The sequence below is a fragment of the Streptomyces sp. genome (assembly GCF_035644915.1).
In the GTDB taxonomy this organism is placed as follows: Bacteria; Actinomycetota; Actinomycetes; order Streptomycetales; family Streptomycetaceae; genus Streptomyces.
The window spans coordinates 19530-40296 of the sequence record NZ_DASQNP010000052.1; the positions used below are offsets into that span (position 1 = coordinate 19530).

The window sequence follows — 20767 nt, forward strand, 5'->3', positions numbered from 1 at the left end:
GAGCCCCGGCCGGGTGAAGATCGCAACATGAACGTGGCCGCGACGCGGTGCGACCGCGGTACGGCGGGCACGGACGCGGGGGGACGCGGAGGACGGGGGATGCCTTCGGGAGCCGCGCCGGCCGCGCGGGCCGCAGCGGCCCGCCCCCGTGGTGCCTCCCCGGGGGCGTGGCGGCGGGCGGCGTCCGGCGGGGACGCGTGCGGGGAACACGCGGGTCTCCGTGGATTCCCGCGGCGCGCGCCGGGGTCCTGTCGGTGCCGGGTCGTAGACTTCGGAGCCGTTCAGGAACTGCCGCAAGACCCGCTCGCTGGAGGTCCCCCGTCGTGGCCAAACCGCCGTTCACACACCTGCACGTGCACACGCAGTACTCCCTGCTGGACGGTGCGGCGCGGCTGGGCGACATGTTCGAGGCCTGTCAGAAGATGGGCATGACGCACATCGCCATGACCGACCACGGCAACCTCCACGGGGCGTACGACTTCTTCCAGCACGCCACCAAGGCGGGCATCACGCCGATCATCGGGATCGAGGCGTACGTCGCCCCGCAGTCGCGGCGGTACAAGCGGCGCGTCCAGTGGGGCCAGCCCCACCAGAAGAAGGACGACGTCTCCGGTTCCGGCGGTTACACCCACAAGACGATCTGGGCGGCGAACAAGACCGGCCTGCACAACCTCTTCCGGCTCTCCTCCGACGCGTACATGGAGGGCTTCTTCGTCAAGTGGCCGCGCACCGACAAGGAGATGATCGCCGAGCTCTCCGAGGGGCTGATGGCCTCCACCGGCTGCCCCTCGGGCGAGGTGCAGACCCGGCTGCGGCTCGGCCAGTTCGACGAGGCGCTCAAGGCCGCGGCCGACTACCAGGACATCTTCGGCAAGGACCGGTACTTCCTGGAGCTGATGGACCACGGCATCGAGATCGAGCGCCGGGTCCGCGACGGGCTGCTGGAGATCGGCAAGAAGCTGGGCATCCCGCCGCTGGTCACCAACGACAGCCACTACACCTACGCCAGCGAGGCCGAGGCCCACGACGCGCTGCTGTGCGTCCAGACGGGGAAGAACCTCTCCGACCCGGACCGCTTCCGGTTCGACGGCGCGGGCTACTACCTGAAGTCCACGGAGGAGATGTACGCCATCGACTCCTCCGACGCCTGGCAGGAGGGCTGCCGCAACACCCTCCTGGTCGCCGAGCAGGTCGACACCACCGGCTGGTTCGAGAAGCGGGACCTGATGCCCCGCTTCCCCGTCCCCGAGGGGCACACCGAGGAGTCCTGGTTCCGCGAGGAGGTCCGGCGGGGCATGCAGCGCCGGTACCCGAACGGCGTCCCCGAGGACCGGCAGAAGCAGGCCGAGTACGAGATGGACGTCATCGTCCAGATGGGGTTCCCGGGGTACTTCCTCGTCGTCGCCGACTTCATCATGTGGGCGAAGAACAACGGCATCGCCGTCGGCCCGGGCCGCGGCTCCGCGGCGGGCTCGATCGTGGCGTACGCCATGGGCATCACCGACCTCGACCCGATCGACCACGGCCTGATCTTCGAGCGGTTCCTCAACCCCGAGCGCGTGTCCATGCCCGACGTCGACATCGACTTCGACGAGCGCAGGCGCGGTGAGGTCATCCGCTACGTGACCGAGAAGTACGGCGCCGACAAGGTCGCCCAGATCGGCACGTACGGCACCATCAAGGCCAAGGCGGCGATCAAGGACTCCGCCCGCGTGCTGGGCTACCCGTACGCCATGGGCGACCGCATCACCAAGGCGATGCCCGCCGACGTCCTGGGCAAGGGCATCCCGCTCTCCGGCATCACCGACCCCAGCCACCCCCGCTACAACGAGGCGGCCGAGGTCCGGTCGATGTACGAGAACGAGCCGGACGTGAAGAAGGTCATCGACACCGCCAAGGGCATCGAGGGCCTGGTGCGGCAGATGGGCGTGCACGCCGCGGGCGTGATCATGTCGAGCGAGCCGCTGGTCGACCACGTGCCGGTGTTCAGCCCCAAGAACGACGGCTCCGTGGTCACCCAGTGGGACTACCCCACCTGTGAGGCGCTCGGCCTGCTGAAGATGGACTTCCTGGGCCTGCGCAACCTCACGATCATGGACGACGCCGTCAAGCTGGTGAAGGCCAACAAGGGCGTCGACATCAAGCTGCTCGACCTGCCGCTGGACGACGCCAAGACCTTCGAGCTGCTCCAGCGCGGCGAGACCCTGGGCGTCTTCCAGTTCGACGGCGGGCCCATGCGCTCCCTGCTGCGCATGATGAAGCCCGACAACTTCGAGGACATCTCCGCGGTCTCGGCCCTGTACCGGCCCGGCCCGATGGGCATGAACTCCCACATCAACTACGCGCTGCGCAAGAACGGGCAGCAGGAGATCACCCCCATCCACCCGGAGCTGGAGGAGCCCCTCAAGGACATCCTCGACGTCACCTACGGCCTGATCGTCTACCAGGAGCAGGTGCAGAAGGCCGCCCAGGTGCTCGCCGGCTACAGCCTCGGCCAGGCCGACCTGCTGCGCCGGGCGATGGGCAAGAAGAAGCCCGAGGTGCTGGAGAAGGAGTTCGTCAACTTCCAGAAGGGCGCCCGGGAGAAGGGGTACTCCGACGAGGCCATCCAGGCCGTGTGGGACGTGCTGGTGCCCTTCGCCGGCTACGCCTTCAACAAGGCGCACTCCTCGGCGTACGGACTGGTGTCGTACTGGACGGCCTACCTCAAGGCCAACTACCCGGCCGAGTACATGGCCGCGCTGCTGACCTCCGTCCGCGACGACAAGGACAAGTCGGCGGTCTACCTCAACGAGTGCCGCCGCATGGGCATCAGGGTGCTGCCGCCGGACGTCAACGAGTCCGAGGCGAACTTCACCCCGCGCGGGGACGACACGATCGTCTTCGGCCTGACGGCCGTGCGCAACGTCGGCCAGAACGTGGTGGACTCGATCGTCGCCTGCCGCAAGGCCAAGGGGAAGTACACCTCCTTCCCCGACTTCCTCGACAAGGTCGACGCGGTGGTGTGCAACAAGCGCACCGTCGAGTCGCTGATCAAGGCCGGCGCCTTCGACGGGCTGGGCCACACCCGCAAGGGGCTGACGGCGCACTTCGAGTCGATGATCGACAACGTGGTGCAGATCAAGCGCAAGGAGGCGGAGGGGCAGTTCGACCTCTTCGGCGGCATGGGGGAGGAGTCCTCGGACGGCGGCCCCGGCTTCGGCCTGGACGTGGAGTTCCCCACCGACGAGTGGGACAAGAGCTACCTGCTCGCCCAGGAGCGGGAGATGCTGGGGCTCTACGTCTCCGACCACCCGCTGTTCGGTCTGGAGCACGTGTTGGCCGACAAGACCGACGCGGCGATCTCCCAGCTCAACGCCGGCGACTTCACCGACGGGTCGATCGTCACCATCGGCGGCATCATCTCCGGCCTGCAGCGGAAGATGACCAAGCAGGGCAACGCCTGGGCGATCGCCACCGTGGAGGACCTGGCGGGCTCGATCGACTGCATGTTCTTCCCCGCCACCTACCAGCTCGTCTCCACCCAGCTCGTGGAGGACGCGGTGGTGTTCGTCAAGGGCCGCCTGGACAAGCGCGAGGACATCCCCCGGCTGGTCGCCATGGAGCTGATGGTCCCCGACCTGTCGGAGGCGTCGTCCGACGCGCCCGTCACCATCACCATCCCCACGGTCAAGGTCACTCCGCCGCTGGTGGAGAAGCTGGGCGAGGTGCTCACCCAGCACCGCGGCTCGACCGAGGTGCGGGTCAAGCTCCAGGGCGCCCGCAAGACGACCGTGCTCCGTCTCGACCGGCACCGGGTCACCGCCGATCCGGCGCTCTTCGGCGACCTCAAGGCGCTGCTCGGCCCCTCCTGCCTGGCGGGTTGAGCGGCCGGGCGGGCCGTGTGACGCGACGGGGCGCCCCGGGGATCCGGGGCGCCCCGCCCGTGTGCGACCGTACGACCGGGCCCCGGCCGGTTCCCGGCCCGGTCTCCCGTCAGTTGTGGCCGAAGCGCCTCCGGCGCTTGCGCGCGACGTCCGTGGTGCCGGCCTGTGATGCCGGCTGCGGCCGCGCCATCCGCTCGGCGGCCTCCGGCTGCTGCGCCTGCTCGGTGATGCCGTTCCCGCGCTGACCGCGGCCGTCCTTCTTGCGCTTGCCCATGATCTCTCCTCCTGTGCGGACTGCGGAACGATGGGCCGCGATCAGCTTCGCACGCACCTATAAAGTTCGCATTCCGGGCAGTTGCCCTGAGTCACCGGCTCCCCGGCCGGCCTTCTTGGACGGGCGCCCCCTCCCGTACCGTGGACACCGAACCCCCGCCACGCCGAAGATCGAGTCCGGGGCCGACAAGCCCCATGCGGTCGGGCAGACTCGAAACGGGCCCGAAAGAGCAGACCCGAGACAAACGCACCACGACCGCGTGGACACCGTCGGTCACGGTGGTCGTGCCGGTCATACCGAGAGTGGGTGGAGCGTGGACCGCTGCGTCGTCCTGGTGGACGCCGGATACCTTCTGGGCGCCGCCGCGAGCCTGCTGGCGGGGGAGCCCGCGCGCTCCCGGATCACCGTCGACCACGCCGTGCTCATCCAGGGACTGCGCGAGCGCGCCGAGGAGGACACCGGCTGCCGCCTGCTGCGCATCTACTGGTTCGACGGCGCCCCGGACCGGGTGCCCCAGCCCGAGCACCGGCGGCTGCGCGTGATGCCGCGCGTGACCGTACGGCTCGGCGCCCTCACCCGCAGCGAGGGCCGGTGGGCGCAGAAGGGCGTGGACGCCGCCATGCACGCCGAACTGACCGAACTGGCGCGCAACCGCGCCTGCTCCGACATCGTGCTGGTCACCGGGGACGGCGATCTGCTGCCCGGACTGATGTCCGCCAAGGAGCACGGCGTCGCCGTCCACCTGTGGGCCGTCCAGGCCGCCGACGGCGACTACAACCAGTCCGAGGACCTGGTCGCCGAGGCCGACGAGCGGCGCGTCCTGGACCGCGCCTGGATCACCCGCGCCGTCCGGGCCAGGGACCTCGTCGGCGTCTGCCCGCCCGAGCCCGACACCCGGCCCGAGATCGCCGCCATCCTCTCCGCCCCCCTGCCCGACCCCTCCCCGGCCGCCGCCGGCACGGGCGTCCCCCCGGTGGACGCCGGCGACACCGCGCCGGCGCCCGCCCCGGGCAGGAACGGCGCCCCGCCCGCCCCCGACGAGCGCGCCGGCGACAGCGCCCACGGCAAGGGCGTGCCCACCCCCAAGGACCTGGCCGGGCTCGGCCGTCCCGCCGCGCACCCGCACCCCGCTCCCTCCGTCCCCACGGGCGCCACCCTGCGCTGGTCCTCCGACAAGGGCTGGGTCGAGCGCGCCCCCGCCGAGTCCCCCGAGGCCGCCGCCCTGCCGACCCTCGCCCAGCTCACCACCGCCGAGCAGCGCTGGGCCGACCGCGAGGAGGACATCACCACGGTCAGCGGCGACCCCTTCGAGGTCGGCCAGGTCTTCGCCCGCCGCTGGATCGAGCGGCTCACCACCCCCGCCCACGTGCGGACCCTCTCCGCGGAGTACCCCCGCATCCCCCACCGCATCGACGGCGAACTGCTGCGCTACGCCGCGCGGTTCGGCCTGCTCGCGCACAAGGACGACCAAATCGACGAGCGCGACCGCTACGCGATCCGCGCGGGCTTCTGGCGCGAGATCGACGCCCGCACCGCCCGTACGGCGGGCGAACACGCACCCACCGGCGAGTGAGCCGGTCACGGGCGCGTACCCTCGTAGCTCGTGATGACGGGCACGCGGCAGGCGGCGGACGCGTCGGAGGCACCGACGGGGACCGCCGTGCGCGTCGACGGCCTGGTCAAGACCTATCCCGCCCGGCGCGGGCGGCGCGGCGCCCCCGGCACTCCCGCGGTACGGGCCAGCGACGGCGTCAGCCTCACGGTCCGGCACGGCGAGGTCTTCGGCCTGCTGGGCCCGAACGGCGCGGGGAAGTCCACCCTCGTACGGCAGCTCACCGGGCTGCTGCGCCCCGACGCCGGCCGCATCGACGTCCTCGGCCACGACCTGGTCCGCCACCCGCGGCGGGCGGCGCGGCTGCTCGCCTACCTGGGGCAGGAGTCCACCGCGCTGGACGAGCTGACCGTGGCGCTGGCCGCCGAGACCACCGGGCGGCTGCGCGGCCTGGACGCCGCGGCGGCACGGCGCGAGCGCGACGCGGTCCTGGACGAACTCGGGCTCGGCGGTATCGCCGACCGCCCGCTGAAGCGGCTCTCCGGCGGCCAGCGGCGCCTGGCCTGCGTGGCGGCGGCGCTGGTGGGGGAGCGGCCCCTGCTGGTGCTGGACGAGCCGACCACCGGCATGGACCCCGTCGCGCGGCGCGCGGTGTGGTCCGCGATCGACCGGCGGCGCGCCGAGCGCGGCGTCACGGTGATCCTGGTCACCCACAACGTGATCGAGGCCGAACTCGTCCTGGACCGGGTCGCCGTCATGGACCGCGGCCGGACGATCGCCTGCGACACCCCCGCCGGACTGAAGGCCATGGTGGGCGAGGACGTACGGCTGGAGCTGGTGTGGCGCGACCGGCCGCCGCTGGAGGTCCCCGAGGTCGCCGCCCTGCAGCGGGCCGCCACGGCCGTCGGCCGCCGCTGGACGCTGCGGCTGCCCCCCGCCCAGGCGCGTGCGGCGGTCGCCGCCGTCACCGGCGGGGCGGCGTTCGCCGCGCTGGACGACTTCACCCTGGCCACACCGACCCTGGAGGACGTGTACCTGGCGCTGGGGGGACACACGGAAGGTCTGGTGAGGACGTGAGCACGGCCGCGGCGGCAACCTCGGAGCGGGACCCGGGACGGGGACCGGAACAGGCACCGGAGCACGGACGGCGGCGGAGCGCCGGGGACGCGGAGACGCCCGCGCCGCAGCACGGCCGTCCGGCCGCCGCCCCGCTCGCCCCGGGCGCGGGACTGTGGCCCGCCCTGGCGGCCGTCTACCGCGCGCAGCTCTCCCGGGCGCGCGTGGCCCGCATCCCCCTGCTGTTCGTGGCGACCTTCCAGTCCCTGGGGATCATGGTCCTGATGCGGGGCGTCGTGGACGGCGGCCCCGGCGACGAGGCGCGGGCGGTGGTGGCCGGATCGAGCGTGCTGGTGGTCGCCTTCGTCGCGCTGAACCTCCTCGCCCAGTACTTCGGCCAGCTCCGGGCCTCCGGCGGGCTCGACCACTACGCCACCCTGCCGGTGCCGCCCGCCGCGGTGGTGCTGGGCGCGGCGGGCGCGTACGCCTCCTTCACGGTGCCCGGCGTGGCGGTCACCGCCGTGGCCGGGGCCCTGCTCTACCAGCTCCCGCTGGGCGGGCTGTGGGTACTGGCGGCGGTGGTGCCGCTGGCCGGCGCGGCACTCGCCGGGCTCGGCGCGGCCCTCGGCCTGCTCGCGCCCCGCCAGGAGCTCGCCACCCTCTGCGGCCAGCTCGGCATGTCCGCCGCGCTGCTGCTGGGCGTGCTCCCGGGCGGACGGCTGCCGGAGCCGGTGCGCTGGGCGAGGGACCTGCTGCCCTCGACGTACGGCGTGGAGGCGCTGGCGGCCACCTTCGAGCCCCGCCCGGACTGGGCCTCGGTCGTGGCCGACCTCGGGGTGTGCGCCGCGGTCGGGGCCGCCGCGCTGGCCGTGGCGACCTGGGCGTACCACCGCGCCGCCGTCCGCTGACCCCTCTACGGCCCCGCACGGCACCGCACGGTGCCGTACGGCGGGACGCGTACGCACCGTGTGCGGTCCTGCCCGCCGGGGCGGCGGCCGGACCTGGCACGATGGCAGGGTGACCGCACCGACACCTCCCTCCCCGCAGCACGGCCCGTCCGCGTCCTCCCCGTCCTCCCCGTCCTCCCCGTCCTCCTACGACCCGTGGGGCTCCCCGCCCGGCGGGGGCGACGGGCCGGCGGAGTCCGACGAGGGGGCCTCGGTCCGGCAGGAGGTGCGCGACGCCGTGCTGGTGACCGTCGCCACGGCGGCGGCCGGTGCGGTGCTCGGACTGCTGTGGCTGTGGCTCGCCCCCCGGGTGCCGCTGATCTCCGACGGTACGGCCGTCTACCTCCAGAACGCCGAGGGGGAGGAGCCGGTCGGCGTCGACGGCACCTTCGTCCTGCTGGCCCTGGGCATGGGCGCGCTGACCGGGGCCGCCGTCTTCCTCGCGCGGCGCCGCGGCGGCGTCGGCGCGGCGGTCGGACTGGCGGTCGGCGCGGTGCTGGGCTCGCTGCTGGCCTGGCGGCTGGGCGTCTGGCTCGGCCCGGAGCAGGACGTGGTCGCCCACGCCAGGGCGGTGGGCGAGGGGAAGGTCTTCGACGCCCCGCTGGAGCTGAAGGCCAAGGGCGCCCTGCTGGCCTGGCCGTTCGCCGCGCTGGTGACGCACCTGGCGCTCATGGCCCTGTTCGGCCCCCGCGACCCCGAGCCGCACCCCCTCCACCCCGCGTGGGGGCCGCAGCCGGTCACGGAGGAGGCCCGGGGGACCGGGACCGGGGAGGACCACGAGGACCACGAGGGGGACCGCAAGAAGGCGTAGGGGCGCAGCGCGCCCCCGGGCGCGCTACGGGCGGGCGATCGGCGCCGTCACCGCGCCGGTGAGCGCCACCAGGTCCGCCGGCGCCAGTTCGATCTCCAGCCCCCGGCGCCCGGCCGAGACGCAGACCGTCCCGTACCGCTCGGCGGAGGAGTCCACCACGGTCGGCAGCGCCTTGCGCTGCCCCAGCGGGGAGATCCCGCCGCGCACGTAGCCCGTGGTGCGCTCGGCCACGGCCGGATCGGCCATCGCGGCCCGCTTGCCGCCGACCGCCGCCGCCAGCGCCTTGAGGTCCAGCGAGCCGGAGACGGGGACGACCGCGACGGTCAGCGCCCCGTCGACGTCCGCGACGAGCGTCTTGAACACCCGCTCCGGAGCCACCCCGAGCGCCTCGGCGGCCTCCTCGCCGTAGGAGGCGGCGGCCGGGTCGTGCTCGTAGGAGTGGAGCGTGAAGGCCACGCCCGCCCGGGTGGCGGCCACCGTCGCCGGGGTGCCGCCGGAACCTGACTTCTGCTTCTTCCTGGCCACGCCCGTCATGCCTCGCGTCGTCGGGCCGCTCCCGGCCGGGAACGGGTCAGTTCGGACTGGTCGGCAGGCGGGTGAGCTCCGCCGCCGGAACCGAGGGGAGCCTACCGATCAGCGCCGTCTCGCGCCTGAGGATTCTCAGCTCGTCCGCCAGCCGCGTGGCGGTGTCCGGGGACTGCAGGAGCCGCTGCTTGGTCGGGGTGTCCAGGACGGTCGCGGCGGCCACCAGGTACGACAGCACGGAGGGCTCGTCCGGCAGCTCCTGCCCGCCGGCCAGGGTCCGCTCCCGCGCGCCGGCGAGCTGCTTCTGGTAGGCGCGGAACGCCCGCAGCACCCCGGAGGCGAGCGCGCCCGCCCCCTCGCCGTCGTCCTCCGGCAGCTCCTCGACCTCGCCGACCAGGTACGGGCCGGAGGCGTCCACGGACAGCAGCCGGAAGCGGGTGGTGCCGGTGGCGAGCACCTCGTAGCCGCCCTCGCCGGACCGCTCGCGGATGGTCGTGGCGTCGGCGACGCAGCCCACCGTGTGGAAGGCCCGTATCGGGTCGGGGCCGAAGCCCGCCGCCGGACCGGCCTGGGAGGGCGCGGTGGGGTCCGGCATCCCGACCGCGGTGGGCGCCACCTCGCGGCCGTCCCGGATGGCGACCACCCCGAAACGGCGCGGCGCGTCCTCCGGGATGGCCAGCAGGTCGCGCATCAGCGCGCGGTAGCGCTGCTCGAAGACGTTCAGCGGCAGCACCAGCCCAGGGAACAGCACGGTGTTGAGGGGGAAGAGCGGCAGTCGGGTGGTGGTCACAGCGGCAGCCTAAAGCCTTCCCGGCGGCGCGCCCCTCCCCTCCCGGCCCGTCACTGCCGCCTCAGCGTCCGGGTGGCCCCGGCGGCGACCGTGGTGGCCAGCACCCAGCCGAGGAGGACCATCGCCGCGGTCGCCCACTGGACGGTCCCCCGCGGGTTCCAGTGGCCGGCCTGGCCGAGGTCGATCACCGGCAGCAGCAGGTCCAGGACGTACAGCGGGGCGTTCCAGTGGGGCGCCTCCCCGGGCTTGAGGGGGGCCGGCGGGTGCCGGGCGAAGTACAGCGTCCCCGAGACCCACATGACCGCCATCCACAGCGCGGCCTGCCCCGGCCGGTAGCCGTAGGCGACCGTCCAGTCCTGCAGGTAGCCCCAGAGCTTCGCCGCCAGCGGAAGCGTCTCGCGGCGGCGGCGCTGCTTGGCCAGCAGCACGGCGCGCGCGTCCGCGTCCTCCCCGCTGTTGCGCATCACCGCCGCCAGTTGCTCGTACGGCTCCGGCGCGTACTCCGGCGTCGCCGTCTCCAGCCACCGCAGCCGCTGGGCGAGGGTGAACGATCCGCGCGGTATCAGGTTCTGGTAGGTGAACCCGGCCATCCACAGCCCGTCGTCCACCGGCCAGCTCTCCACCCTGTCCACCAGGTTGTCCACCGTCGCCCCCGAGAGCACCACCCGGCCGTTCTCGGGCCGTTCGGGGGTGAAGCACAGCTCCGGGGTCTGGATGCGGCGCAGCGACAGCTCCTGGTCGCGCTCCAGGAGGAAGCGGGCCTCGTCCAGCACCAGCGAGTCCCCGAACCGTCCGTCGTCCAGCTTCATCCCGCCCGTGCACTCGAAGCGCTTGACGCGCCGCACCATGTGGCTGTGCTCGTCGGGCGGCGGCCAGGACGTCCCGGTCGGCGGGGTGGCGCCGTGGACGACCGGCAGCTCCCGCGGGCCGGAGGCGGCGAAGTGCGCGAAGTGCTCCACCGTCATCTGCGGGGCGTACAGCGCGTACTGCCCGTTGCGGTTGCGCAGGACGCTGCCGTACATGAACAGCGAGCCGCCTATCTCCGCGCCGCGCAGGCTCACCTCGCCGGACGCCAGCATCAGGCTGGCCTGGAGGTCCTGCGCGACCTGGAGACCGTCGGCGGAGAACGACCGCACACGGTGCCCGCTGCCGACCGTCATCTCGTTCAGCAGCAGGTCCGTGCCGATGGTGGCGTCGGTGAGCCGGATGCCCTCGGGGATGGTGCAGCGCGGCAGGTGGAGATCGCCCTCGGTGCTCATCCGGGCGGCCTCCAGCCGGGGTATGTGGCAGTCCACCATCCTGGCCGTGACCAGCCGGCACTCGTGCAGCAGGATCTCCTGCTCGAAACGGCACTGCTTGAACTCGAAGTACGGCTCGACCGTCCCGCCCGACAGATCCAGCTTCCCGGTGATGTACGCGCCGGTCAGTTGCAGGGAGGCGACACGCCCGAGCAGCGGCGGCGGTCCGTGCAGCAGCAGCAGGGCCACGACCCGGGCCCGCACCGTCCGCTGCGGACCCCACTCGTGGTCGCCGTTGGGGTCGTCCAGCTCCGGCTCGCCCGAGCGCAGATCGTGCTCGCTGCCGTTGCGGAAGGCCTGCCACATGCCCCATTCCGCGGTGGTCAGCCGCAGCCCGGCGGGCGGGTCCCCGGTGTCCAGAGGCTCGCTCACAACAGTTTTCCCCCAAGTCGCAGATGGCACTGCGTGATGGTTCCGACGCTATCGGTCAGCACTGACAAGATGCCCTCTCCCGGCGCTTCCGTACCACACACTGATACGGAGCGCCGGGCACCGGATCACGTCTGAGACACTGGGAGACGTGCTTCGATCCGTATCCATGACCCGAGTCGACCTGCGCGGACGCGATCTCGCCGCGGACGGGGTCGACCGGGACCTGCTGCCCCGAGCCGAACTCGACGTCGAGGCCGCCCTGGAGAAGGTGCGGCCGATCTGCGACGCCGTGCACCATCGCGGCACGGCGGCGGTGATCGAGTACAACGAGCGCTTCGACGGCGTGCGGCTGGAGCGCGTACGGGTCCCGGCCGAGGCCCTGGGGAAGGCCCTGGCGGAACTCGACCCGGCGGTCCGGGCGGCGCTGGAGGAGTCGATCCGCCGCGCCCGCATCGTCCACCGCGACCAGCGGCGCACCGACTCCACCGTCCGCGTCGTCCCCGGCGGCACCGTCACCGAGCGGTGGGTGCCGGTCGAGCGCGTGGGCCTGTACGTGCCGGGCGGCCGGGCCGTCTACCCCTCGTCGGTCGTGATGAACGTGGTGCCCGCGCAGGAGGCGGAGGTCGGCTCGCTGGCCGTCGCCTCGCCGCCGCAGAAGGAGTTCGGCGGGCTGCCGCACCCCACGATCCTGGCCGCCTGCGCCCTGCTCGGCGTCGAGGAGGTGTACGCCGCGGGCGGCGCCCAGGCCGTCGCCATGTTCGCCTACGGCACCGAGGAGTGCCGCCCCGTCCAGTTGGTCACCGGCCCCGGCAACATCTGGGTCGCCGCCGCCAAGCGCCTGCTCAAGGGCCGCATCGGCATCGACTCCGAGGCCGGCCCCACCGAGATCGCCATCCTCGCCGACGACACCGCCGACCCCCGCCACGTCGCCGCCGACCTGATCAGCCAGGCCGAGCACGACACGCTGGCCGCCGCCGTCCTGGTCACCCCCTCCGAGGCCCTGGCCGACGCCGTCGACGCCGAGCTGACCTCGCAGGTGGCCTCCACCAAGCACGCCGAGCGCATCGCCGAGGCCCTGGCCGGCCGGCAGTCCGGCACCATCCTGGTGGACGACCTGGAGCAGGGCCTGGCGGTGGTGGACGCGTACGCCGCCGAGCACCTGGAGATCCAGACCGAGAACGCGGCCGAGGTCGCCGCCCGGGTCCGCAACGCCGGCGCGGTCTTCGTCGGCCCCTGGGCGCCGGTCTCGCTCGGCGACTACTGCGCCGGCTCCAACCACGTGCTGCCCACCGGCGGCTGCGCCTGCCACTCCTCCGGCCTGTCCGTGCAGTCGTTCCTGCGCGGCATCCACGTCGTGGACTACACCCGCGACGCGCTGGCCGACGTGGCGCACCACGTGGTCACCCTGGCGGAGGCCGAGGACCTGCCCGCCCACGGGGCGGCCCTCAAGGCGAGGTTCGACTGGAAGGTGCCGCAGGGAAAGTGACCGGCATCGACGACCTGCCCATCCGGGACGAGCTGCGCGGCAAGTCCCCCTACGGGGCGCCGCAGCTCGACGTCCCCGTGCGCCTGAACACCAACGAGAACCCCTACCCGCTGCCCGAGCCGCTGGTGGCCCGCATCGCCGAGCGCGTCACCGAGGCCGCCCGCGAGCTGAACCGCTACCCCGACCGCGACGCGGTCGAGCTGCGCACGGAGCTGGCCCGCTACCTGACCCGCTCCACCGGGTACGAGGTCGGGCCCGCCAACGTCTGGGCCGCCAACGGCTCCAACGAGGTCATCCAGCAGCTCCTCCAGGCGTTCGGCGGACCGGGCCGCACCGCGATCGGCTTCGAGCCCTCGTACTCGATGCACGCCCTGATCGCCCGCGGCACCGGCACCGGCTGGATCTCCGGGCCGCGCCACGAGGACTTCCGCCTCGACGTGGCGGCGGCGCGGGCGGCCATCGCCGAGCACAGGCCGCACGTGGTCTTCGTCTGCTCGCCCAACAACCCCACCGGCACGGCCGTCGACGCCGACACCGTGCTGGCCCTGTACGAGGCGGCGCAGGCGGCCCGGCCCTCGCTGGTGATCGTCGACGAGGCGTACGGCGAGTTCAGCCACCGGCCCTCCCTGCTGCCGCTGATCGACGGCCGGCCGAACCTGGTGGTCTCGCGCACCATGTCCAAGGCGTTCGGCGCCGCCGGGCTGCGGCTGGGCTACCTCGCCGCCCACCCCGCCGTCGTCGACGCCGTCCAGTTGGTGCGGCTGCCGTACCACCTGTCCGCCGTCACCCAGGCCACCGCGCTCGCCGCGCTGGAACACACCGACACCCTGCTCGGTTATGTCGAACAGCTCAAGGCCGAACGGGACCGCCTGGTGACCGAGTTGCGCGCCATGGGCTGCGAGGTCACCGAGTCCGACGCCAACTTCGTGCAGTTCGGGCGCTTCGACGGCCCCGGCGGCGCCCACGCCGTGTGGCAGGCCCTGCTGGAGCGGGGCGTCCTGGTCCGGGACAACGGAGTGCCGGGCCGGCTGCGGGTCACCGCGGGCACCCCGGCCGAGAACGACGCGTTCCTCGACGCGATGCGCGCAGTACTGAAGGAGAACAACCGATGAGCCGTGTGGGCCGCGTCGAGCGCACCACCAAGGAGACGTCCGTCCTCGTCGAGATCGACCTCGACGGCACCGGGAAGGTCGACGTGTCGACCGGGGTCGGCTTCTACGACCACATGCTCGACCAGCTCGGCCGCCACGGTCTGTTCGACCTGACGGTCAAGACCGAGGGCGACCTCCACATCGACAGCCACCACACCATCGAGGACAGCGCGCTGGCCCTGGGCGCCGCCTTCCGGCAGGCGCTCGGCGACAAGCGCGGCATCGTCCGCTTCGCCAACGCCTCGGTGCCGCTGGACGAGGCCCTCGCCCAGGTGACCGTGGACCTGTCGGGGCGCCCGTACCTGGTGCACACCGAGCCGGAGAACATGGCGCCGATGATCGGCACCTACGACACCACGATGACCCGGCACATCCTGGAGTCGTTCGTCGCCCAGGCCCAGATCGCCCTGCACGTCCACGTCCCCTACGGGCGCAACGCGCACCACATCGTGGAGTGCCAGTTCAAGGCGCTCGCCCGGGCCCTGCGCTACGCGAGCGAGATCGACCCGCGGCAGAGCGGCATCCCCTCGACCAAGGGCGCGCTGTGAACGGCGTCTCCACCCTGCTGATCTTCCTGGGGCTCTTCCTGCTCGGCGGTGCCATCTCCTTCTGGAAGCAGAAGATGCCCAGGGGCGTGATCACCCTGCTCGGCATCGGAGCGGCCCTGTCCCTGACCGCCGGAGTCCTGCGCCTGGAGGTGTGGTCATGACGGAGAGGAACAAGCGCGTCGTCGTCTTCGACTACGGCTTCGGCAACGTGCGGTCGGCCGAGCGCGCCCTGGCCCGGGTCGGCGCGGAGGTGACGATCACCCGCGACTACGACGCGGCGATGAACGCGGACGGCCTGCTCGTGCCCGGCGTCGGCGCCTTCGCCGCCTGCATGACCGGCCTGCGGCAGGCCCGCGGCGACTGGATCATCGGCCGCAGGCTCGCCGGCGGGCGCCCGGTGATGGGCATCTGCGTGGGCATGCAGATCCTGTTCAGCCGGGGCATCGAGCACGGCGTCGAGGCCGAGGGCCTGGACGAGTGGCCCGGTACGGTCGGCCCGCTCAAGGCGGACGTCGTGCCGCACATGGGCTGGAACACCGTCCAGGCGCCCGGGGACTCCGCGCTGTTCGCGGGCCTGCCCGCCGACACCCGCTTCTACTTCGTGCACTCCTACGCCGTGCACACGTGGGAGATGGAGACCGCCAACCCCGCCATGGCCGCCCCCAAGGTGACCTGGGCGACCCACGGCGAGCCCTTCGTCGCCGCCGTGGAGAACGGCCCGCTGTGGGCCACCCAGTTCCACCCCGAGAAGTCCGGCGACGCCGGCGCGCAGTTGCTGACCAACTGGATCGACACCCTCTAGCACCCGAGGACCGCCCCCTGATGAGCACCCACCGTCTCGTACTCCTTCCCGCCGTCGACGTCCGTGACGGACAGGCGGTCCGCCTCGTCCACGGCGAGTCCGGCACCGAGACCTCCTACGGGGATCCGATGGAGGCCGCCCTGACCTGGCAGCGGGCGGGCGCCGAGTGGCTGCACCTGGTGGACCTCGACGCGGCGTTCGGCACCGGCAGCAACCGCGAGCAGATCGCCGAGGTCGTCCGCTCGGTGGACATGAAGGTCGAGCTCTCCGGCGGCATCCGCGACGACGAGTCGCTGGCCGCGGCCCTGGCCACCGGCTGCACGCGGGTGAACCTGGGCACCGCCGCCCTGGAGAGCCCCGAGTGGGTCGCCAAGGTGATCGCCGAGCACGGCGAGCGCATCGCGGTCGGCCTGGACGTCCGCGGCACCACCCTGCGCGGGCGCGGCTGGACCCGCGACGGCGGCGACCTCTACGAGACGCTGGCGCGGCTGGACTCCGAGGGCTGCGCCCGCTACGTCGTCACCGACATCGCCAAGGACGGCACCCTCCAGGGCCCCAACCTGGAGCTGCTGAAGAACGTCTGCGCCGCCACCGACCGCCCGGTCGTCGCCTCCGGCGGCGTCTCCTCCCTCGACGACCTGAGGGCCATCGCCGCCCTGGTGCCGCAGGGAGTCGAGGGCGCCATCGTGGGCAAGGCCCTCTACGCCAAGGCGTTCACCCTGGAAGAGGCGCTGGAGGCCGTGTCCCGATGACGGAGTCCGCGGCGGTGGGGCAGGCGTCGGTCGAGCGGGTCCAGTCCGACAGTCCCTGGGAGGAGACCATCGGTTTCGCACGCGCCGTCGCGGCCGGCGACCGGGTCCTCGTCTCGGGCACGATGCCCCTGGTCGACGGCGCGGTGCAGGGCGAGGGCGACCCGTACGTCCAGGCCAGGACGGCGTTCGCCAATGCCCTGGCGGCGCTGGAGCGGTTCGGCCTGGGCGCCGAGTCCGTCATCCGCACCCGCATGTACGTGACCCACGCGCGCGACGTGGAGGACGTGGGCCGCGCCCACCGGGAGGTCTTCGGCTCCGTCCGCCCCGCCGCGACGCTCGTGATCGTCTCCGGCTTCGTCGACTCGCGCGTGCTGGTCGAGGTGGAGATCGAAGCCTTCCGCACCACGAAGGAGCGTCCCTGAGTGTCCCTGGCCGTACGAGTCATCCCCTGCCTGGACGTGGACGGCGGCCGGGTGGTCAAGGGGGTCAACTTCCAGAACCTGCGCGACGCCGGCGATCCGGTCGAGATGGCCAAGGTGTACGACGCGGAGGGCGCCGACGAGCTGACCTTCCTCGACATCACCGCCTCCTCCGGCGACCGTGAGACCACCTACGACGTGGTGCGCCGCACCGCCGAGCAGGTCTTCATCCCGCTGACCGTGGGCGGCGGCGTGCGCAGCGCCGAGGACGTGGACAAGCTGCTGCGCGCCGGCGCCGACAAGGTGGGCGTCAACACCGCCGCCGTCGCCCGCCCGGAGCTGATCCGGGAGATCGCCGAGCGCTTCGGCAGCCAGGTGCTGGTGCTGTCGGTGGACGCCCGCCGCTGCCCGGAGGGCACGGTGACGCCGTCGGGCTTCGAGGTCACCACCCACGGCGGCCGGCGCGGGACGGGCATCGACGCGGTGGAGTGGGCGCACCGGGCCGCCGAACTGGGCGCCGGGGAGATCCTGCTCAACTCCATGGACGCCGACGGCACCAAGGACGGCTACGACCTCGCCATGATCGGCGCCGTCCGCAAGCACGTCACCATCCCCGTGATCGCCTCCGGCGGCGCGGGGAAGCCGGCCGACTTCCCCCCGGCGGTGGAGGCGGGCGCGGACGCGGTGCTCGCCGCGAGCGTCTTCCACTTCGGCGACCTGCGCATCGGCCAGGTCAAGGAGACCCTGCGCGCGGCGGGCCACCCGGTGCGCTGACGCGGACCGGCTCCGGCCCGCGGGCCGCCCGCGGGCCGGAGCCGCCGGCGTACCCGCGCGGAGCGGCGCGGCGGCGGCCTCACACGGGCACCCGCAGGCCGTGCGCCCAGGCGACCAGCGCCGCGTACTGCTCGCCCGGGGAGCGCCGGTCCGCGGCGGGGCCGTCCAGGACCGGGTCCTCGAAGAAGAACGCCAGCTCCGGCACCGGGCCCCGGACGCCCGCCCGGTCGGCCAGCGCCATGAGACGGGCGAGGTCGAGCACCAGGGGAGCGGCCAGCACGGGTTCGCGGCTCCGCCAGGCGAACTCCAGACTCACCTGGGCGCCCAGGAAGCCCTCGAACGTCACCCGGTCGCCGCCCTCGCGCCCGCTCCCGTCCTCGCTTCCGTTCTCGCTCTCGCCCTCGTTTCCGTTCTCACCGTCGGCCGGGCAGGAGGCGGACCAGGAGCGCACGGTCAGCGCCCGCAGGCCGAACACCGGCTCCAGCACCGACCTCAGCAGGGCCTGGCCGGTCCTCCCGGCGCCGCCGGCGTACGGCAGCCCCCGTTCCGCGGCCAGCTCCCGCAGGGCCGGGAGCCGCAGACCGGCCGACGGGGTGAAGCCGACGTAGGAGCAGTCCGCCCGCAGCGCGGCGCAGGCGTACAGCGAGCCGGCCGGCAGGACGTCCTCCCCGGCCGTCAGGGCCCGCCGCAGTTCGGACAGCGAGGCGTGCGCCGGGTGGCGCGGCACGGCCGGGCCGGGGGAGGAGAGGTCGACCACGACGACGCGTGCCAGGCCGTGCCGCCGCCGGAACGAGAGCAGGTCCTCGGTCAGGGCCCGGACCGTCTCCTCCTGGCACCGCGCGCCGCCGGTCCCGGGCGCCCCGGGCCGTATCTCCTTCTCGGCGGCGAGCAGTCCCTCGCGCACCAGACGGGGCAGGCCCGGGGGCATCACGCCCTCCTCGGCGAGCCGCTCCGCCCCCTCCAGGAGGCCGGTCCCGGTGTCGTCGTGCCCGCCGAAGACCAGGTCGTCGAAGCGGGGCAGGTCCAGGGAGGCGAACTCGCGCCGCGCGGTGACACACCCGGTGGGCCGGACCAGGCCCGCGCCCAGCGCCGCCGCGCCCGCGATGGCGGTGGTCGCCACCGGGCCCCGCGCGCCCACCAGCCAGACGCCGACGGCGCCCCGCCCGCCGTACGCCCGCCACGCCGTCACCGTGCGTTCCCTCGGCAGGTCCGGAAGCCGCCGGCGTTGCGGTTGCCACGGGCGGCAAAGCCCGCGGCGCCGTGCGGACGCCCGTGACGGGACGGATTGCCGAACGCCTTCCGATGCCTGCCTGCGCCGTGACCACCGGGCATTCCGGGACGGCGGACGAGGGCGGCGGCGGTCGGGACGGTCACCGGTGACCCCGTGGTTCCCGCGGGTGTTCGTGAAATCTGTCGCTGTTTGGCACAGCACACCATGGAATTTCCCTTCGGGGCGGAGAGGGGCCGGAGAACGGCTTCTCCGGAGGGTTTCCGGAATCCGTCGGTCCTCCGGCCTCCGGGCAGGCCGGACCTCCTCAACGTAAGAGGTCGGATGTCCCGGTTTCGTGGGAGTGCGGTCCCATGGAGTCCCGGACGGACGGCCGTGCGCGCGGTCCGGAGGGGTGGGGAGGGGGCTCCGGCGCCGGGTGCCAACCTTGCGGGCACCCATCGTTTCGCGCCAACTTCCCGGCGGCGGCGGACGGCCGTCACCTCCCGCTGTCGTACGGAAACCCGGTGTGACACCTGGAGAATTTCCCTGGTCAGCCGCGTCGGCCGGTGGCTGAATACGCCCCTCCGGAAAGTGTCCGAACTGTATTAGTGTTCGAGACTCAGACGAATTGGGGGAACTTTTCATGGCGACACCGGGGAGTCGTGGGGCCGGACGGCTCGGGTGCCGGGAAGGGAAGCCGGGGGACGGGTCGTCGGTCTCGGACAGAGGACCGGAATTGTTTGAAACAAAAACGATGACACCGCCACCGACCCTCAATGACGCAGTGGACCCCTGGCCGGGAAGACCCGGAATCCACGGCGCCGGGCAACTGTGGCGCGAACGCCTGATTTCCGCCCGGGAAGACGAGCGGCGCCGCCTGGGACGCGATCTGCACGACACGCTCGGCGCGACCCTGGCCGGGATACGGCTGCGGCTGGAGACCGCCGGGGCGATCCTGGGCGACGAGCCCGAGGCGCGCCGCCTGGTGACCGAGGCGGCGCACGAGGCGGGCCGGCTCATCGACCAGATCCGCTGCGTCGTCGGCGACCTGCGGCCGCCGGACTTCGCGGACTCCGGCCTGTCCGGGGCGCTGCGGCGCCTCGCGGCCCGGCTGGACGGCGCGGCCGTGACCGTCACCGCGGACGTGCCGGACCGGCTGCCGCCCCTGCCGCCCGCACTGGAACTGGCGGCCTACCGGATCGCGTCCGAGAGCCTGGCCAACGCCCTGCGGCACGCCTCGGCGTCCACCGTGACCGTACGGCTGGCCGCCGACGGTCGCGCCCGCGCGCTGGTCCTGGAAACCGTGGACGACGGCATCGGCGCCGCCGCGGCCGGGCACGGCCGGCGGGGCACCGGGCTGGCCTCCATCACCCTGCGCGCCGAGGAGCTGGGCGGCAACTGCGCCGTACTGCCCCGCCCGGACGGCCCGCGGGGCACCCTCGTCAGGGCCGTGCTGCCGTGGGGGTGCCCGTGACGATCCGGGTCTTCCTCGTCGACGACCACCCGATGTTCCGGGCCGGCGCCCGCCACACCGTCGAGAGCGTGCCCGACATGGACGTCGTGGGCGAGGCGGCCACCGGCGAGGAGGCCGTCCGGATGCTGCGCGGGGGAGAGGTGACCGCCGACGTCGTCCTGATGGACCTGGGCCTGCCCGACCGCTCGGGCACCGAGGTCACCCGGGCGATCACCGCCCCGCCGCCGGACCGGGCCCCCGCCCCCCGGGTGCTGATGCTGTCGGGCCTGGAGGAGGACGACGCGGTGATATCGGCGCTCCGCGCCGGGGCCCGCGGCTACGTCGTCAAGGGGGCTCCCCGCGAGGAACTGCTGCGGGCCGTGCGCACGGTCGCCGACGGCGGGGCGGTGTTCAGCCCGTTCGTCGCGGACCGGCTGGGCGACTACTTCTCCGCGGTCCACGGCACGCCCTCCCGGGCGGCCTTCCCCCAGCTCACCAACCGCGAGCGGCAGGTCCTCGACCTGCTCGCCCGCGGCTACGGCAACCGGCGGATCGCCCGGGAGCTGGTGCTGTCGGACAAGACCGTCCGCAACCACGTCTCCCACATCTTCGCCAAGCTCCAGGTGACCGACCGGATGGCCGCCGCCGCCCGGGCCCGCGAGGCGGGCCTGGGGGACTGAC

At 73.4% G+C, this 20767-nt stretch carries 20 protein-coding genes; 15 read left to right on the forward strand and 5 right to left on the reverse strand.

Annotated elements, in window-relative coordinates; genetic code table 11:
- The first annotated feature begins 323 nt into the window (after nt 1–323).
- Nucleotides 324–3866, forward strand: a complete 3543-nt coding sequence (dnaE, locus tag VE546_RS05355; RefSeq protein ID WP_324919073.1) for a DNA polymerase III subunit alpha — start codon at nt 324–326, stop codon at nt 3864–3866.
- 109 nt (nt 3867–3975) lie between these two features.
- On the opposite strand, the gene VE546_RS05360 is transcribed toward dnaE, so the two are convergent.
- The gene (locus VE546_RS05360; RefSeq protein ID WP_324919075.1) at nt 3976–4140 is read right to left on the reverse strand and encodes a hypothetical protein; all 165 of its coding nucleotides are present in this window, start codon (nt 4138–4140) and stop codon (nt 3976–3978) included.
- 313 nt (nt 4141–4453) lie between these two features.
- On the opposite strand from VE546_RS05360, the gene VE546_RS05365 reads away from it, so the two are divergent.
- The 4 genes from VE546_RS05365 to VE546_RS05380 all read left to right on the forward strand — a co-directional run bounded on the left by VE546_RS05365 (nt 4454) and on the right by VE546_RS05380 (nt 8506).
- The gene (locus tag VE546_RS05365) at nt 4454–5713 is read left to right on the forward strand and encodes an NYN domain-containing protein (RefSeq protein ID WP_324919077.1); all 1260 of its coding nucleotides are present in this window, start codon (nt 4454–4456) and stop codon (nt 5711–5713) included.
- Between the two features lie 33 nt (nt 5714–5746).
- Entirely contained in the window at nt 5747–6769 is a 1023-nt protein-coding gene (locus tag VE546_RS05370) for an ABC transporter ATP-binding protein (RefSeq protein ID WP_324919079.1), read from the forward strand.
- Entirely contained in the window at nt 6766–7656 is an 891-nt protein-coding gene (locus VE546_RS05375; protein ID WP_324919081.1) for an ABC transporter permease, read from the forward strand. Before VE546_RS05370 ends, VE546_RS05375 begins: the two co-directional genes overlap by 4 nt.
- Before the next feature lie 109 nt (nt 7657–7765).
- A complete protein-coding gene (locus tag VE546_RS05380) occupies nt 7766–8506 on the forward strand; it encodes a DUF2567 domain-containing protein (protein ID WP_324919083.1) in 741 nt (246 codons plus the stop codon).
- A gap of 24 nt (nt 8507–8530) precedes the next feature.
- On the opposite strand, the gene ybaK is transcribed toward VE546_RS05380, so the two are convergent.
- The 3 genes from ybaK to VE546_RS05395 are packed head-to-tail and all read right to left on the reverse strand — an operon-like array spanning nt 8531 to nt 11491.
- On the reverse strand, nt 8531–9040 hold the full coding sequence (gene ybaK, locus VE546_RS05385; protein ID WP_414720410.1) for a Cys-tRNA(Pro) deacylase: 510 nt from the start codon (nt 9038–9040) through the stop codon (nt 8531–8533).
- 37 nt (nt 9041–9077) lie between these two features.
- Entirely contained in the window at nt 9078–9821 is a 744-nt protein-coding gene (locus VE546_RS05390; RefSeq protein WP_324919084.1) for an LON peptidase substrate-binding domain-containing protein, read from the reverse strand.
- 50 nt (nt 9822–9871) lie between these two features.
- Nucleotides 9872–11491 (reverse strand): oxidoreductase, encoded by a 1620-nt coding sequence (locus VE546_RS05395; RefSeq protein WP_324919086.1) that lies wholly within the window; start codon nt 11489–11491, stop codon nt 9872–9874.
- Nucleotides 11492–11657: 166 nt separating this feature from the next.
- Here VE546_RS05395 and hisD point away from each other — a divergent pair, with 166 nt between their 5' ends.
- From hisD to hisF, 8 genes are read left to right on the forward strand one after another with little or no spacing between them, the layout of a single operon-like run.
- Complete coding sequence (gene hisD, locus VE546_RS05400) at nt 11658–12977, forward strand: histidinol dehydrogenase (protein ID WP_324919087.1); 1320 nt, start codon at nt 11658–11660, stop codon at nt 12975–12977.
- Complete coding sequence (locus tag VE546_RS05405) at nt 12974–14089, forward strand: histidinol-phosphate transaminase (protein WP_324919089.1); 1116 nt, start codon at nt 12974–12976, stop codon at nt 14087–14089. Before hisD ends, VE546_RS05405 begins: the two co-directional genes overlap by 4 nt.
- A complete protein-coding gene (gene hisB, locus VE546_RS05410; protein WP_324919091.1) occupies nt 14086–14676 on the forward strand; it encodes an imidazoleglycerol-phosphate dehydratase HisB in 591 nt (196 codons plus the stop codon). The genes VE546_RS05405 and hisB overlap by 4 nt, the downstream gene beginning before the upstream one ends.
- On the forward strand, nt 14673–14837 hold the full coding sequence (locus VE546_RS05415) for a hypothetical protein (RefSeq protein WP_324919093.1): 165 nt from the start codon (nt 14673–14675) through the stop codon (nt 14835–14837). The genes hisB and VE546_RS05415 overlap by 4 nt, the downstream gene beginning before the upstream one ends.
- Nucleotides 14834–15478 carry an imidazole glycerol phosphate synthase subunit HisH gene (gene hisH, locus VE546_RS05420; RefSeq protein WP_324919095.1) on the forward strand — a complete coding sequence of 215 codons (645 nt, stop codon included), beginning with the start codon at nt 14834–14836 and terminating at the stop codon, nt 15476–15478. The genes VE546_RS05415 and hisH overlap by 4 nt, the downstream gene beginning before the upstream one ends.
- A 20-nt stretch (nt 15479–15498) precedes the next feature.
- Nucleotides 15499–16230 (forward strand): bifunctional 1-(5-phosphoribosyl)-5-((5-phosphoribosylamino)methylideneamino)imidazole-4-carboxamide isomerase/phosphoribosylanthranilate isomerase PriA, encoded by a 732-nt coding sequence (priA, locus tag VE546_RS05425; RefSeq protein ID WP_324919097.1) that lies wholly within the window; start codon nt 15499–15501, stop codon nt 16228–16230.
- A complete protein-coding gene (locus VE546_RS05430) occupies nt 16227–16652 on the forward strand; it encodes a RidA family protein (protein WP_324919098.1) in 426 nt (141 codons plus the stop codon). Before priA ends, VE546_RS05430 begins: the two co-directional genes overlap by 4 nt.
- Nucleotides 16653–17423 (forward strand): imidazole glycerol phosphate synthase subunit HisF, encoded by a 771-nt coding sequence (gene hisF / locus VE546_RS05435; RefSeq protein ID WP_324919100.1) that lies wholly within the window; start codon nt 16653–16655, stop codon nt 17421–17423. It abuts the gene before it with no gap.
- A 79-nt stretch (nt 17424–17502) separates the two neighbouring features.
- On the opposite strand, the gene VE546_RS05440 is transcribed toward hisF, so the two are convergent.
- The gene (locus VE546_RS05440; protein ID WP_324919102.1) at nt 17503–18612 is read right to left on the reverse strand and encodes an inositol-3-phosphate synthase; all 1110 of its coding nucleotides are present in this window, start codon (nt 18610–18612) and stop codon (nt 17503–17505) included.
- An 805-nt stretch (nt 18613–19417) separates the two neighbouring features.
- Here VE546_RS05440 and VE546_RS05445 point away from each other — a divergent pair.
- Nucleotides 19418–20107, forward strand: a complete 690-nt coding sequence (locus tag VE546_RS05445; RefSeq protein WP_324919104.1) for a sensor histidine kinase — start codon at nt 19418–19420, stop codon at nt 20105–20107.
- On the forward strand, nt 20104–20766 hold the full coding sequence (locus tag VE546_RS05450) for a response regulator transcription factor (RefSeq protein WP_324919106.1): 663 nt from the start codon (nt 20104–20106) through the stop codon (nt 20764–20766). The genes VE546_RS05445 and VE546_RS05450 overlap by 4 nt, the downstream gene beginning before the upstream one ends.
- Nucleotide 20767: the final 1 nt, after the last annotated feature.

What these genes read in the sequence shown, in the direction of transcription:
- VE546_RS05360 (WP_324919075.1), bottom strand. Translation starts at nt 4,140, where the DNA reads ATGGGCAAGCGCAAGAAGGACGGCCGCGGTCAGCGCGGGAACGGCATC.
- VE546_RS05370 (WP_324919079.1), top strand. Translation starts at nt 5,747, where the DNA reads ATGACGGGCACGCGGCAGGCGGCGGACGCGTCGGAGGCACCGACGGGG.
- ybaK (WP_414720410.1), bottom strand. Translation starts at nt 9,040, where the DNA reads ATGACGGGCGTGGCCAGGAAGAAGCAGAAGTCAGGTTCCGGCGGCACC.
- hisD (WP_324919087.1), top strand. Translation starts at nt 11,658, where the DNA reads ATGACCCGAGTCGACCTGCGCGGACGCGATCTCGCCGCGGACGGGGTC.
- hisB (WP_324919091.1), top strand. Translation starts at nt 14,086, where the DNA reads ATGAGCCGTGTGGGCCGCGTCGAGCGCACCACCAAGGAGACGTCCGTC.
- hisH (WP_324919095.1), top strand. Translation starts at nt 14,834, where the DNA reads ATGACGGAGAGGAACAAGCGCGTCGTCGTCTTCGACTACGGCTTCGGC.
- priA (WP_324919097.1), top strand. Translation starts at nt 15,499, where the DNA reads ATGAGCACCCACCGTCTCGTACTCCTTCCCGCCGTCGACGTCCGTGAC.
- VE546_RS05430 (WP_324919098.1), top strand. Translation starts at nt 16,227, where the DNA reads ATGACGGAGTCCGCGGCGGTGGGGCAGGCGTCGGTCGAGCGGGTCCAG.